Annotated in this window: 9 protein-coding genes; 7 read left to right on the top strand and 2 right to left on the bottom strand. The window is 64.5% G+C overall.

The genetic code is table 11. From position 1 onward, the window contains the following. Positions 1-383: 383 nt before the first annotated feature. From DM806_RS01655 to DM806_RS01640, 4 genes are read left to right on the top strand one after another with little or no spacing between them, the layout of a single operon-like run. Complete coding sequence (locus tag DM806_RS01655) at positions 384-2663, top strand: S9 family peptidase (RefSeq protein ID WP_218647287.1); 2280 nt, start codon at positions 384-386, stop codon at positions 2661-2663. 11 nt (positions 2664-2674) lie between these two features. Then, positions 2675-5416 (top strand): DUF5695 domain-containing protein, encoded by a 2742-nt coding sequence (locus DM806_RS01650; protein ID WP_179041526.1) that lies wholly within the window; start codon positions 2675-2677, stop codon positions 5414-5416. Further along, on the top strand, positions 5416-7365 hold the full coding sequence (locus tag DM806_RS01645) for an Svx/AvrXca family virulence/avirulence protein (protein WP_218647286.1): 1950 nt from the start codon (positions 5416-5418) through the stop codon (positions 7363-7365). The genes DM806_RS01650 and DM806_RS01645 overlap by 1 nt, the downstream gene beginning before the upstream one ends. Next, on the top strand, positions 7365-8864 hold the full coding sequence (locus DM806_RS01640; protein WP_179041525.1) for a peptide MFS transporter: 1500 nt from the start codon (positions 7365-7367) through the stop codon (positions 8862-8864). The genes DM806_RS01645 and DM806_RS01640 overlap by 1 nt, the downstream gene beginning before the upstream one ends. Here DM806_RS01640 and DM806_RS01635 read toward each other — a convergent pair whose 3' ends face one another. Further along, entirely contained in the window at positions 8865-10055 is a 1191-nt protein-coding gene (locus DM806_RS01635) for a M24 family metallopeptidase (RefSeq protein WP_179041524.1), read from the bottom strand. It lies immediately after the preceding gene. Positions 10056-10064: 9 nt separating this feature from the next. Beyond that, positions 10065-11285 carry an NAD(P)/FAD-dependent oxidoreductase gene (locus DM806_RS01630; RefSeq protein WP_179041523.1) on the bottom strand — a complete coding sequence of 407 codons (1221 nt, stop codon included), beginning with the start codon at positions 11283-11285 and terminating at the stop codon, positions 10065-10067. A 267-nt stretch (positions 11286-11552) separates the two neighbouring features. On the opposite strand from DM806_RS01630, the gene DM806_RS01625 reads away from it, so the two are divergent. Genes DM806_RS01625 through DM806_RS01615 form a run of 3 tightly spaced genes read left to right on the top strand, consistent with a single transcriptional unit; the run spans position 11553 to position 15214 of the window. Further along, positions 11553-12221 (top strand): GntR family transcriptional regulator, encoded by a 669-nt coding sequence (locus DM806_RS01625; protein WP_179041522.1) that lies wholly within the window; start codon positions 11553-11555, stop codon positions 12219-12221. A 10-nt stretch (positions 12222-12231) separates the two neighbouring features. Next, positions 12232-13647, top strand: a complete 1416-nt coding sequence (locus tag DM806_RS01620) for an amino acid permease (protein ID WP_179041521.1) — start codon at positions 12232-12234, stop codon at positions 13645-13647. Between the two features lie 49 nt (positions 13648-13696). Then, positions 13697-15214, top strand: coding sequence for a glycoside hydrolase family 27 protein (locus DM806_RS01615; RefSeq protein ID WP_218647284.1), 1518 nt, complete (start codon positions 13697-13699; stop codon positions 15212-15214). The last annotated feature ends 11 nt before the right edge of the window (positions 15215-15225 follow it).

The following is a 15225-nucleotide window of genomic DNA, read 5'->3' as shown; positions in this document are numbered from 1 at the left end:
CATGTCCAGCTCCTCCGAACATGCTCTGCGAGGTCACACGAGAACGACCGTTTCACTACGTGGGCGACCCGTTTGCATTGTCCAAGCCGAGCAGTTCCATTGGCGCCCGTCGGGTGCGCGTCCAATCATAGCAATCCATCCAGAAGATGAATCTCTTTTCACACCACATGTGAATCCTCACGGGTCTTAACGACACGCGAAAGATGGAAGAAGGTCGATCATATATCGTATAATTTTATTGACGACCCGCATCGTTGCGGTCATGACTGCGGCCTCTTTCCTGAAATGATAGGTGGCGCGCGGTCGTGGGCATGTTCCGTTTCCCAGTATCGAAAAACATCAGCCTACTGGCCTTGGTTTGCGCTCCAGGTCTTCCGGCAACCGTGCTGGCGCGCCCAGCGCACCCGGTCGCGGCTACCTCGCCGGACATCGGCGCACGCTATGCCCTGTCGGACAAGTTCAATGGCCAGAATCTGAGCGACCTGATCGACAATGGAGATGTCGCACCGCGCTTCGTGGGTGGGGGCAAAGGATTGCTCTACCGCACAGGCAATCGGCTGAACCAGAGTTACACCTATGTCGACCTCGCCACGCTGGTGAAGGCGCAGGTGACAACAACCGCACAACTGCTCGCTGCTCTGATCGCTGCCACGGGCAAGCCGGTGGATGCCGACACCGCAAAAATCGCCGAAGTCGATTATGATCCGGCTACCAAAACCCTGCGCTTCGCTGCCCTCGACGGCCGCTGGACCCTGGCCGCAACCGGCAAGGCGGAGCGGATCGTGGAGGACAGGAAGGACGACCTCTCCCTTCGCTCCCCCGATGGCCGCTTGCGCATCGTCGCCCGCAATTTCAACCTGATCGCGATCGATACCAAGTCCGGTCGCGAAGTCGCGCTCACCAGCGACGGCACGCGCGAGCAGCCCTATGGCCGCTCCATTCCGCAACTCGCCGACATATTGCGCGAAGGCACCGAGGAACCGGACATGCCGGTATCGGGCGCATGGTCCCCCGACGGCCGCTATCTGCTCAGCTGGCGGCTCGACACGCGCGACGTGAAGAAACTCTCCATCACCCAGCAGAACCCGCCGGGCAGCCTCTATCCGCGCAGCTTCTCCTATGTCTACCCGCTCGCTGGCGCGGAGAAGCTGCCGCAGGCGACCCGCTTCGTCATCGACATCGAACAGGCGATGAAGGCGGGCAAGGCGAAGATCGTGCCGCTCGCCATCCCATCGGAATCCATTCTTTTCCCTTCGCCGCCCGACATGGGCTGGGTGGGCGGCAAGCCGCGCATCCTCTGGACCGAACGCGGCTACAAGCAGCAGGCCGTCTATCAGGCCGATCCCGACACCGGCGCCGCGCGCATCGTCGCGCATGAAGCGGTGACGCCGCTCGTCACCGTTACTTCCAGCATGATCCTGCCTGCGCCGGACCTGGGCGGAGAACTCTCCATCTCCGAACGGTCCGGCTGGGCGCAGCTCTATCTCGTCACCCCTGATGCGCCTGAAGGCGGGAAACCGCTTACTCGGGGGGAATGGGAAGTGCTGTCGGTCGACCATGTCGCCGGGGACAAATCTTCTCTGGTCGTAACCGGCGTCGGCCGGGAAAAGGCGCGCAATCCCTATTGGCGTGCGCTCTACCGCGTATCGCTCAGCGGCGGCGACCCGACCGAACTGACCCCTGAACCGCTCGATCATGACACAAGCCTGTCAGACGACGGCAGATGGATCGTGGATCAGATGTCCAGTCCGACCAGCCCCACCCGCGCCGTCCTGCGCGATGCGCAGACCGGCCGCATCGTCATGGACCTCGCCACCGCCGACGACAGCCGCCTGCGCGCGGCGGGCTATACGTCGCCCGAACCCTTCAAGGGTGTCGCGGCGGACGGCCACACGCCGATCTACGGCATGATCTTCCGCCCGGCGCATTTCGATCCGAAGCGCAGCTATCCGGTCATCGACAATGTCTATACCGGCCCGACCACGACCGACGTCCCCGCCACCTGGAACGATGCGCATCGCGTGTCGGGCAATGCCGTGGCGCAGATCGGCGCGATCGTGGTGATGATCGACGGCACCGGCACATCCCGCCGGGGACAGGCCTTCCGCCTGCCCGCCTATCAGAATCTGGGCGAAGTGGGGCTTGACGACCATATCGCCCTCATCCGTCAGATGGCCGCCAAATATCCCTATATGGACGTCAACCGCGTGGGCGTGTTCGGCGGATCGGCGGGCGGCTACGACACCGCCCGCTTCGTGCTGCGGCGACCGAATTTCTTCAAGGTCGGCGTCTCCTCCTCCGGCAATCACGACCTGCGGCTCGACAAGACATGGTGGCCCGAAGTGTCCATGGGCAACCCGGACGAAGCCACATGGGAGCGCAACAGCAACATGTCGGTCGCAGGCAATTTGATGGGCAAGCTGCTGCTGATCCATGGCGACATCGACGACAATGTGCCGGTGACGGAAAGCTTCCGCCTCGCCAAAGCCTTGATGGACGCCGGGCGCGACGTCGATCTGGTCGTCCTGCCCAATACCACCCACCGGGTCTATCAGCCCTTCTTCTGGAAGAAGCTGCGCGACTATTTCACGCTCAACCTGCTGGGCGAAACGCCGCCCGCCCTGTCGGCGCCGCAAGTCGCCCGCACCCCCGCCGCGAAATGACGAGGACGACCATGATCAAGAAACTCCCCCTGATCGCCCTGCTGCTGGCGTCGGTGCCCGCGCTCATCCCGGCACAGGCCGCCTCCGCCGAAGCCCAGCCCGTAAAGAAGGTCTTCCCGCCGATCGCGAAGACCGCGTTCAAGACGCCGACCTTCGACCTGGCGCTGCGCACCGACACGCAGACGCTGGCGCATCTCTCGCCGATCGGCGACGCCGCGTTCGACTTCGTCCCTGCCGCACGCGAGGCGGAACGCGCAGGTGACGGCTATGTCCATATCGGCGATATCCACATCCGCCTGAAGAGCGGCGACAGCGCATGGCAGGACTTTTCCTCCGCCCATGCCCGCAAGCCGATCGTGAAGCTCGCCGTGCGAGGCAATGTGCTGGCATCCGCCGACATTACGGCGTCGATGGGCGCCGGCATCCCGCTGCGCGTCGAGCGGCAATGGATCAACGACAATGGCGTCCTCGCCCTGCGCTTCACGCTGGTCAACACCAGCAACGCCCCCGTCGAGATCGGCGCGCTCGGCATGCCGATGGTGTTCGACAATATCATCCTCGACCGCGATCTGGATCAGGCGCATGCGCAGGCCAGCTTCGTAGATCCTTATATCGGTCGCGACGCCGGCTACTTGCAGGTGACGCGCCTCAACGGTCAGGGTCCGGCGCTGCTGGTCCTGCCCGAAAACAACAGCCCGCTCGAAGCCTATCGTCCGGTATTGGAGGCCCGCGCCGCGCCCAAGGATGATATCTTCACCGACCGCAGCCCGCGCACGCAGGTATCCGAAGGCTTCTACGACTGGACCGTCGCCAGCAAGGGCTTCGTCGAGAAGGAATGGGCCAAGGCCGGCCCGCAATGGAATGACGCGACCAGCATCATGCTGGCGCCCGGCCAGAGCCGCACCATCGGCCTGCGCTTCGTCACCTCGCCCAGCATCCGCGCGATCGAGGATACGCTGGTCGCCAACAAGCGCCCCGTCGCGGTCGGCATCCCCGGCTATGTCGTGCCCACCGACCAGTCGGCCAGGCTTTACCTAAAATCCGCCAGCCCGGTCGCGAAGATCGAAAGCTTCCCCGCCGGCGCGCTCACCGCGACGCCGGCCGAGAACGGCACCGGCTGGGCGCGCTATGACGTGAAGGCATCGGGCTGGGGACAGGCGCGCCTCACCGTCACCTATGCCAACGGGCAGGCCCAGACCGTCAGCTATTATATCACCAAGCCGCTGGAACAGGTGATGGCCGATATCGGCCATTTCACCACCACCAATCAGTGGTTTGAGGGCAAGGACGATCCCTTCCATCGCTCCCCCGCCATCCTCTCCTATGACCGGGAAGAGAACAAGATCCTGACGCAGGACGGCCGCGTCTGGGTCGCCGGGATGAGCGACGAGGGCGGCGCGGGCAGTTGGGTCGCGGCCGCGATCAAGCAGCTCGACAATCCCAATGCGGAGGAAGTCGCCAAGCTCGAACGCATGGTCAACGAAACCGTGCTAGGCCATCTTCAGGTCGCCGAAGGGCCACAGGCCGGCGCGGTCAAAAAGAGCCTCTTCTATTACGACCCAAAAGAGTTCCCGGACTATTACGACCCGGCGATCAACTGGAAGAACTGGACCGCCTGGTCGAAGAAGGATTCGGACGATCTCGGCCGCTCCTATAACTACCCCCATGTCGCGATCGGCCATTGGGTGCTCTATCGCCTTGCCCGCGACAGTCAGGGTCTGGTGAAGCAGCATGACTGGCGCTTCTATCTCGACTGGGCCTATCGCACTTCGGTCGCGATGATGCGCGACGCGCCCTATTATGCCCAGTTCGGCCAAATGGAAGGCGACATCTTCCTCGACATCCTCAAGGACCTGAAGCGCGAAGGCCTGACCGCCGAAGCGATCGAAATGGAGAAACTGATGAAGGGCCGCGCCGATCACTGGCGCACGCTCAAATATCCATTCGGCAGCGAAATGGCCTGGGATTCCACCGGCCAGCCCGAAGTCTATGCCTGGATGCGCTATTTCGGCTATCAGCCGCAGGCGGACGTCACCAAGGAAGTGATCCTTGGCTATGATCCGACCATCCCGAGCTGGGGCTATAATGGCAATGCCCGCCGCTATTGGGATTTCCTCTATGGCGGGAAGGTGTCCCGCATCGAGCGGCAGATTCACCATTATGGTTCGGCGCTCAACGCCGTGCCTTTGTTCGACGCCTATCGCCAGAACCCGGACGACCTGCATCTGCTGCGCGTCGCCTATGGCGGCATGATGGGCGGCATCACCAATATCGACCAGCAGGGCTTCGGCTCCGCCGCCTTCCATAGCTGGCCCGACATGATGAAGTGGGACGCGCTGACCGGCGATTATGGCATGGGCTTTTACGGCCATGCGATCGCGTCCGCCACCTATGCAGTCAAGGACAAGGATCTGGGCTGGTTGGGCTTTGGCGGCAAGGTCACGGACGACGCCGGCAAGATCCATATCGCGCCGCAGGATGGCGCGCGCCGCCGCCTGTTCATTGCGCCCGCTGGCCTGTGGATCACGCTGGAGGCCGGCCGCATCGCCAGCGCCGATTATGACGCCGCTTCCGGCAACGTCGTGCTGACGCTAGACGCCGCTGATGCGGCGACAGCCGAGGCCCGCCTGCTGTTCGAAACCACGACGAAGGACGGCAAGCCCTACGCCATTGACGGCGGCACGGCGGATCGGGGTGGCTATGCCATCCCGCTCACCACCGGCGCCACCCGCATCACGCTGACGCCGCGCTGATGAAGATGCACCGCGCCCTCCTCGCTTCGGCTCTTGGTCTGACGATGGGGGGCGCGGCGCTGGCCGCCCTGCCCCGGCCGGCAGCCGATCGCTGTCCTACTAACGGTCCGGCTGCTATGCTGGCCCGCAACTGCTCATCGGCACTTGCCGATAGGATCAGCCCGGCGCAACAAAATGTCGAAACAAGCGGGAAACATGCGAAGTTAAGCCCCGGAAATCCTATTTGCGCCACTGCCCCCTGGACCGTGGCGGCAACTGATCCCAGCGACAAAGCGAACGGTGCGCTCCCCCTCCAGATGGAAAGCGCGCATGTCGCCTTCCACTGGAAGCCCGGCACCGTCGATCCCGCCGACGCCAAAGCAGCGGCCGCGCATCTGGAATATGTCTGGGCCTATTTCATCGACACGCTGGGCTTCCCGATGCCCCATTGCGGCGATGCCACCAAGTACAAGGTCAATGCCTATATCGGCGTCGATTATGGCCTGACCGGCGGCACGGATTCGCTCGGCCATATGGGCATGTGGATCGGGCCGGGCGCGTTGAAAGACCGGTTCGGCCTCGCCCATGAACTGACCCACGCCCTTCAGGCCGCGACCGGCCGGCTGATGGACTCGCCTTACACCGGCTGGATGTTCGAAAGTCATGCCAACTGGATGACCACCCAGTTGCCGGAATTTCGCGACAACACCCATTGTTCGGTGCTGCTCAAACAATATCCGCATCTCTATTATGGCTCGACCCGGTCGCGCTACTGCAACTGGCAATGGTTCGAATATCTGAAAGACCGCCACGGCTATGACGCGGTTAATGCCCTCTGGCGCACCGCACCGGGCAAGGACGATCCCGCGCGCCTGACCGCCGATCCCTTCACCGTCCTGAAAAGCAATATGGGCTGGACGCAGGATCAGTTGAACGACGCCTTCGGCGACTGGGCGCTGCACAACGCGAACTGGGACTATGCCAATGGTGCGGCCTATCGCCGCAGCTATGGCGGCTACGACCAGTCCACCGGGCCGGACATATTGGCCGCAACCGTGCTGGACCCGATCGACGCCGCCAAGCGCCGCTACGCCGTGCCTGACATGTGGGCGCCGCAGCGCTGGGGCTATAATATCGTCAAGCTGAACCCCGATGCCGGCCAGTCGCGCGTTAGCCTCACCTTCCGCGGCATCGTGCAGCAGGCGTCCGCCGTTACCAAGCTCCCTGGCCTCGCCGACGAACCCGACACCATCCCGCCGCCTGCCTCCGACTGGCGCTGGGGCGTGGTCGCCGTCGGCGCGGACGGCAAGAGCCGCTATAGTCCGCTCCAACGCGGCGCACGCGCGCAGACGGCGATCGCCATCCGTCCCGATGACAAGGGCCTCTATCTCGTCGTCATGGCGACCCCGTCACAGATGCAGAAAATCCGCTGGGACCAGCCCTATTATTCCATCTACCGCTATCCCTGGATGGTCGAACTGGACGGCGCACGACCCGACGCGCCCGCGCCCATCCCTGGCGGCCACCGCCATCCCAATGGCGGCGGCTGGGTCGGCCCGGACGCAAAGGTCGCACCAACGGCCTATGTCGGCCCCTATGCCCGCGTCCTGTCCGGCACCGTCGCCGACCGGGCACGGGTCGAAGATCATGCCGTCGTCACACGTCAGGCACAGCTACAGGATGATGCCGTGATCGCCGGCCTCACCGTCCTGCGGGGCGACACCATATTGCGCGACCATGCCCGCGCGGCGACCTCGATGCTGGGCATCGGCGAATATGAGAAGGGCATCATCCTGTCCGGCACGGCGCAGACGATCGGCGACGTCGAACATCGCGGCGGCCAGTTCGACAAGGGCGTCTCCTATGGCTTCGTCGATCAGGCAGCGGCGACTGACCCGAAGCGCGGCGCGGCCCTGACCGCACCCGTCACCGAAGTCACCGCCAAGCCCGACTATCGCTGGATACCCTGATGACGACGCCCGTTGCGCCCACCGACGCCGAGACGCTCTGGGGCCATCCCAAGGGGCTATACGTCCTCTTCTTCACTGAATTGTGGGAGCGTTTCTCCTTCTACGGAATGCGCGCGCTGCTGATCTTCTATCTGACGCGCCACTTCCTTTATTCGGGCGAGCAGTCGGGCCTGCTCTACGGCTCCTATCTCGCGCTGGTTTTCCTCTCGCCGATGATCGGCGGCTATCTGGCCGACCGCTGGCTGGGGCAACGCAAAGCGGTGCTGTTCGGCGGGCTGGTGATCGCCAGCGGCCATATCATCCTGGGGGTCGAAGACTTTCTCGGCACATCGGCACAGGCCATCTTCTGGATCGGCCTGTCGCTGATCGTCGTCGGCACCGGCTTCCTGAAAGCCAATATCTCCGCGCTCGTGGGCAAGCTCTACGCCCAGCATGATCCGCGCCGGGACAGCGCCTACACGCTCTTCTACATGGGCATCAATATCGGCGGCGCGGTCGGCCCGATCATCTGCGGGCTGCTGGGCGAGACTTTGGGCTGGGGCTATGGCTTTGGCGCGGCGGCGATCGGCATGATCGCGGGCGTCATCGTCTTCGCCCGCGGCAAGCGCCATCTGCTGGGCGGCGGTGAAGCGCCCGATCCGGCCGCGCTGGCCAAACCAATCGTTGGGGTGAAGCGCGAATGGCTGATCTATGGCAGCACAATCCCACTGACCTTGCTGAGTTGGGTGCTGTTGGTCTCGCCCAAACTAACCGGCACCCTGCTTGCGGTCGGCGGCGTGCTGATCGGCTTGCTTCTGGTCTGGATCGCGCTCGCCCGACTGGAGGGCGAGGAGCGGCGCAAGCTGCTCTATGCTCTGGCGCTGGTCGTCATCCAGCCGGTCTTCTGGGGTCTGTACGAACAGAGCGGATCGTCACTCAGCCTGTTCATCGATCATCATGTCGACCGCATGATCCTTGGCTATGAGGTCCCCGCCTCGGTGTTCCAGGCGCTGCCGCCATTCTTCGTCTGCCTGATCGCCCTGCCCTTCGCGGCGCTCTGGCTGCGTCTTGCGAAGGCGGACCGCATGCCCACCCCGCTCAGCAGCTTCGCATTCGGCATCATCATGGTCGGCGGCGGCTTCGTGCTGATGACGCTGGCGCAGTTGGTGCCGGCGGACCAGAAAGTGCCGCTCACCTTCATCTTCCTGCTCTTCCTTTGCCACGCGATCGGGGAAATGTGCCTGTCGCCCGTTGGCCTCTCCGCCATGTCCCGCTTCGCTCCGCGCCACATGGTGAGTTTCCTGATGGGCACCTGGTTTCTGGCGACGGCGGCGGGCAATTTCAGCGCGGGGGTGATCGCATCGGTGATCGAGGCGATGGGCGGCGGCGCCGATGGCGGCGACCGGGCGATCATCCTTGATGCCTATCTGCGTATCGGCCTGGTCGCCGCGGCGATCGGCGCGCTGGTGCTGGTGGCGAATATCGGGGCGCAGCGCGTGCTGCGCCCGGCTACCCGATAGTCAGGCTGCAAAAGGCCGGTCGATCGCCGCCTGCGGCTGGGTGAACCATTGCGCGCCGGTGGCGGTGACGTGGAAATGATCCTCCAGCCGGATGCCGAAGCGCTGCGGCACCACGATCATCGGTTCGTTGGAAAAACACATGCCCGGTTGCAGCACCGTCTTGTCGCCGCGCACCAGATAGGCCGGTTCATGGATCGACAGGCCGATGCCATGGCCAGTCCGATGCGGCAGGCCGGGCAGGCGATAGTCGGGGCCAAGGCCGGCCTTCTCCAGCACCGCGCGCGCCGCCGCATCCACGCTCTCGCACGGCGCGCCGGGCACGACCGCATCGAAGGCCGCCTGCTGCGCTTCCTTTTCCAGCGCCCAGATGTCGCGCGCCTGCTGGTCCACAGGCCCGAAGGCATAGGTGCGCGTGATGTCGGAATGATAGCCCTCGATCGTGCAGCCAGTGTCGATCAGTACCAGTTGCCCCTCCTCCAGCGCCCGGTCGCCGGGCAGGCCGTGGGGGTAGGCCGTCGCCTCACCGAACTGGACGATGCAGAAGCTGGAGCCTTTCGCGCCCAGCCGGCGATGCGCCTCGTCGATGAAGCGGGTCACTTCGCTGGCACGGATGCCGGGACGCAATATCCGCGCTGCCGCGGTGTGAACGAGGAGCGTCATAGACTTGGCCTGCTGCATCAGCGCCAGTTCGGCGGCGGACTTGACCATGCGGCATCCGCTAATGACCGGGCTGGCGTCCACCAAAGTCGCGCTGCTCCCCTGCCGCAGCCGCTCGGCGAAGTGGAAGGGCAGTTCCGGGTCGATCGCCACCGTCCGCACCCCAGCCTCGGCCAGCGCATCGATCACCAGCGCCACCGGATCTTCATCCTCCTGCCACGACCGGATGTCGGCGCTGACGGCCAGGTCCGCCTCCAGCGTGCCGATCTCGAAATGCGGGCAGATGATGATCGGCGTGCGCCCGGGCAGCAGCAGCATCGCCACCAGCCGCTCGCTCTGTCCCCAGGGCACGGCCGAAAAATAGCGCAGCGACGCCCCGGCATTGACCAGCAGCGCCTGTGCGCCGATGCCGTCGGTCAGCGCCTGCGCCCTGGCGATGCGGTCCAGCCGCTCGTCCGCCGCTATGGATGCGGCGCGGTCGGCCCAAGGGTGCAGGCGATCCAGTTCGATCTCTGCGGTTGATCCACCAATCATATGATATCCTTATGCGAAACGCCGAATGTCGAACAACGAAATAGACAATCGCGGCGCCTTTTCCATGATCAGCGCTGTCATCAACTGCGCCGTGATGGGCGCCAGTGTAAGCCCCAGATGCTGATGGCCAAAGGCATAATAGAGATTGTCCGCCTTGTCCGAACGACCGATCGCCGGCAGATAGTCGGGCAGGGTCGGACGACATCCCATCCAGCGCGTGAACGGCCCACGGATCGGCAGGCCCAGTTCGGCGACATGGCGTTCCAGCCGATCCCATTTGCGCGGATCGGCTGGCGCATCGACCCGCCCCAGTTCCACGAAGCTGGCCGCCTGAACGCAGTCGCGATAGCGGGTGACGATCATCGACCGTTCTTCGAACACGACCGGCGGCAGGTCCGCAGGCCAGTCCGCCGCATCGGCGCGGATATGATAACCGCGCTCGGCGATCATCGGCACCTTGTGACCCAGCGCCTCCATCAACGGACGGGAACGGACGCCTGCGCAGAGGACCACCCGCTCGGCGTCGATGCCGGGCACTTCGATCCGGCCGCCGACGCGATGCAGGGTGGCGCGGCGCGCGACGATCTCGCCACCCTGCGCGGCGAAGGTCAGGCGCAAGGCATGACGAAGCGCGGCAAGGTCCGCAACCTGGCCGCTGCCGACAAAATGGATCGCACCCGCCGCCGGTCGGGCGCACAGTCCGGACAGGCGCGCCAGCTCCGCCCGGGTAGCGTCACGAAGCTGCGCGGTGCCTGTGTCCGCCCCTTGCCAGGCCGATCGTCCGGCAACAGCGGCCTCCGTCTGCTGCCACAGGACATAGTGCCCGTCCTGCCGTAACAGGCCCGGCTCGCCAATCCGCTTCACCAGCGATTCCCAGGCGGGCATGGCCTGCGCCATCAGCCCGCGCAGCGCCGCCCTGCCCTGTCGAAAGCGTGCCGGCCGCGCGGCCGCCATCAGCCGCAGGCCGAAGGGCAACCATGAAGGGATGGCCGACAGCGGAAAGTCCAGCGCTCCGCCGCGCCAGAACAACCGTCGCGGGACGCTGCGCAACAGGGCAAGCGACGCCAGCGGCTCCACCTGCTCCACGGCGATATGCCCGGCATTGCCCCAGGATGCCGCCAGCCCCGCCTCATCATCATCCACCAGCACGACCGACTGCCCGGCATCCATCAAGGCGATGCCCGTGGCCAGGCCCACCACGCCGCCGCCCACTATCGCTATACGCCCCACAAAAACTCCATTGCATCATCCCGCCGATATCGTATACCGTATATCAACTGAGCAAATTGCGCACAAGGCCCGACTCTATATGGACCCATTTCGTCTTCTCTCACCTGTGCGGCAGGCCCAGCCTTCGCCGCGCGCAGGAGAGATGACATTATTGGACAGACCGACAACAGGCGCGATTTTGCGGTGCAATAGGCGATTATCTACCGTATACGGTCGAGATATGACGCATTTTTCATGCGTCGCAGCGATCTATATGGAGACAGACAGGTGACAATCGTCGTCCGCACGCTTTCCGAACGTATTTTCGAGGTGATCCGGGAGCGGATCATCGAGGGGAAGCTGCCCGACCGCGAGCCGGTGCGGCAGGATGCGCTCGCAGCGGAACTGGGCGTCAGCAAGATTCCGCTGCGCGAAGCGCTGGCCCGGCTCGAGCATGAAGGGCTGCTGACCAGCCAGGCCAATAGAGGCTGGTTCGTGCGGCCCATGTCCGCCGATCAGGCGGAGGAAATCTACCTGCTGCGTCTTGCAACCGAGCCGGCTGCCGCCGCCTTTGCCTGTAGCCGCACGACGGAAGAGGACAGGCAAGCGGCGATCAAAGCGTTCGATCTGCTGGATCATGCCGCCAATGACGACCTGAATGCGGTTGCCGTGCGCAATCGGGAATTTCATGTCGCGCTGGTGCGTCCGGGCGAGCGGCTGCTGACGACGCAACTGGTCGAGCGGCTGGAAGTGCTGGCCGAACGCTATGTGCTGGCGCATCTGGCACCCGCTGGCCGCGGTGATCGCGCCCATCTGGAGCATCAGGCGCTGCTCGACGCCTGGCTCGCGGGCAAGGCCGATGATGTCCAGGCGCTGCTGACCAGCCATATCGCCAGCACGCTGGACGATCTGCGCGCGCAATTCGCCGCCAGCCACACAATGATCCGAAAGCCATAAAGGGGAAAATATGCTCGGACCACGCAAATCCATCGAGTCACTCGCCAGGCGCGAGTCCGGGCATAGTCTGGCCAAGACGTTAAGCTGGCCGCATCTGATCGCATTGGGCGTCGGCGCGATCGTCGGCACCGGCATCTACACACTGACGGGCGTGGGGGCCGAGCGCGCCGGGCCGGCCGTCATCCTCGCCTTCGCTATTGCCGGCGCGGTCTGCGCCTGCGCCGCACTCGCCTATGCCGAAATGGCGACCTTGATCCCGGCAGCGGGCAGCGCTTACACATTCAGCTATGCCGCAATGGGCGAAACCGTCGCCTGGATCGTCGGCTGGAGCCTGATCCTGGAATATTCGCTGGCCTGCTCCACCGTGGCGGTCGGCTGGTCGGGCTATCTGGTCGGCTGGCTGCAATCGGCGGGCATCCATCTGCCTATGATGCTGCTGGTCGGGCCACATGGCGGCGGCCTCATCAACTTGCCCGCCGTGCTGGTCGCGCTGGGCGTGATGGGCATGCTGGTCGCCGGCACGCGCGAAAGCGCGACGCTCAACATCATCCTCGTCATCATCAAGCTGGTCGCGCTGTCGATCTTCGTCGCCATGGCGCTGCCTGCCTTCCAGTCGGCCAACCTCGATCCCTTCATGCCCTATGGCTTTGCCAGCACTGAGATCGGCGGCGAGAAGCGCGGGGTGATGGCGGCAGCGGCGATCGTCTTCTTCGCCTTTTACGGGTTCGACGCGGTCGCCACATCGGCCGAGGAAGCCAAGAATCCGGGCCGCGACCTCACCATCGGCATCATCGGGTCGATGCTGGTCTGCACCGTGATCTACATGGGCGTCGCCATTGCCGCCGTGGGCGCCCTGCCCTTCCAGCAGCTTGCCAATTCACCCGAGCCGCTGGCCCTGGTGCTGCGCCAGCTAGGCCAGCCGGTCGCGGCGCATCTGATCGCGCTTGCCGCCGTCATTGCCCTGCCCTCCGTCATCCTGGTGATGATGTACGGCCAGAGTCGCGTCTTCTTCGTCATGGCACGCGACGGTCTGCTGCCGCGCAGCCTGGCCAAGATCAGCCCGCGCACCGGAGCGCCGACCCGTATCACCTTGCTGACCGGCATATCGATCGCACTGGTCGCCGGCATCTTCCGCCTCGACGAGATCGCCGAACTCGCCAATGCCGGCACGCTGATCGCCTTCATGGCGGTGGGGGCCTGTCTGATGATCCTGCGCCGACGCTCGCCCGAACTGCCACGCCTGTTCCGCTGCCCGCAACCCTATGTCGTTGGCACGCTGACGATCCTGGGATGCGCCTATCTGCTGTTCAGCCTGCCGGACACCACCCTCGTCCGCTTCGGCGCCTGGAACGTGATCGGCCTGCTCTTCTATGGCCTCTACAGCCGTAGTCGCAGCGGCGCCCGGCGGGATGCCGCCACCGCCTGACGGTGGCGTCTTTCCCTTTTCGTTCAACATTGTCCCAAAGGAAATCGCGATGACGCGCGCCCTTTTTGCTGCCACTGCCCTTGCCACTATCACCCTCTGCACGACCATGCCCGCATCCGCAAAAACCGCCTTCGACGGCGTCTGGCTGTTCGACAAGGCTCCCCCGACGCCCGGCGTCACGATGATGGAGGTGAAGAGCAAGGGCGCCAAGATCGAGGGGCGCGTCACCACATTCTGGTATGGTCCGGTCGAGATGATGAACCCTCGCGTCGAGGACGGGAAGCTGCTGTTCGAAGCGCGCAACATCAATGATCGCAACCATCCGACCCGGAGCTGGAGCGTCACGCTGAAGGACGGGAAGCCGCATCTGGAAGGCCAGATCTGGGAGAGCAAGATCGCGATCGACGGCTATCGCGGGACCGCGAAGGACGCCAAGGCCCGCGCTTTCCGCTTCACGGCGCTGCCGCCGCTGGGCCAGCCCATTCCAGCCAAGCTGGCCGCGACGCCGCCGATGGGCTGGAGCAGCTGGAACAAGTTCGCCGAGCATATCGACGACAGGACCGTGCGCGCCATGGCGGATGCGATGGTGTCGAGCGGCCTGCGCGATGCCGGTTACACCTACATCAATATCGACGATGGCTGGCAGGGGAAGCGCGACGCCGATGGCGTGCTGCAGCCCAACGACAAGTTCCCGGACATGAAGGCGCTGACCGACTATGTCCATGCCAAGGGGCTGAAGATCGGCATCTACAGTTCGCAGGGGCCGCGCACCTGCGCCGGCTATGAAGGCAGCTATGGCCATGTCGCGCAGGATGCGAAAAGCTTTGCCGACTGGGGTTTCGACTATCTGAAATATGATCTCTGCTCGGGCGAATGGTTCTACGCCGACGCCGATACGGTCAAGCGCAGCTATCATGAAATGGGTGCGGCACTGCAGGCGACCGGACGGGAGATGATCTTCTCGCTGTGCGAATATGGTCGTTTCGACGTTGGCAGCTGGGGCCGCGACGTCGGCGGGCAGTTGTGGCGCACGACCGGCGACATCACCGACGATTATGAAACAATGGCGAAGATCGGCTTCGACAAGAATGGCAACCCTGACCATGCCAGCCCGCACGGCTGGAACGATCCCGATATGCTGGAAGTCGGCAATGGTGGCATGAGCGCGGACGAATATCGCACCCATATGACTTTATGGGCGATGTCGGCCGCACCACTGATGATGGGCCACGACCTGCGGAAAACCGATGCCGGAACATTGGCGATATTGACCAACCGCCATGTCATCGCGGTCGATCAGGATACGCGCGGCGTGCAGGGCAGGGCCGTGCGCAAGCAGGGCGCGCTGGAAGTCTGGGCCAAGCCGCTGGCTGATGGCCGCGTGGCGCTGGCGCTGTTCAATCGCGGCTCGGAAAGCAGGTCGCTCGCGCTGATCGCCGAGGATGCCGGGTTGGGCACGGTCACGCAGGTCGAGGATCTGTGGTCGGGTGCCACTGCGACCATGCTGCCCGCCAGCTACAGCGTCCCGGCGCACGGCGCGGTGATGATTGTCGTGAAAGGACAGTGATCCGTCACGGT

The sequence above is a fragment of the Sphingobium lactosutens genome (genome assembly GCF_013393185.1).
In the GTDB taxonomy this organism is placed as follows: domain Bacteria; phylum Pseudomonadota; class Alphaproteobacteria; order Sphingomonadales; family Sphingomonadaceae; genus Sphingobium; species Sphingobium lactosutens_A.
This window is presented reverse-complemented; position numbering and strand designations above follow the sequence as displayed.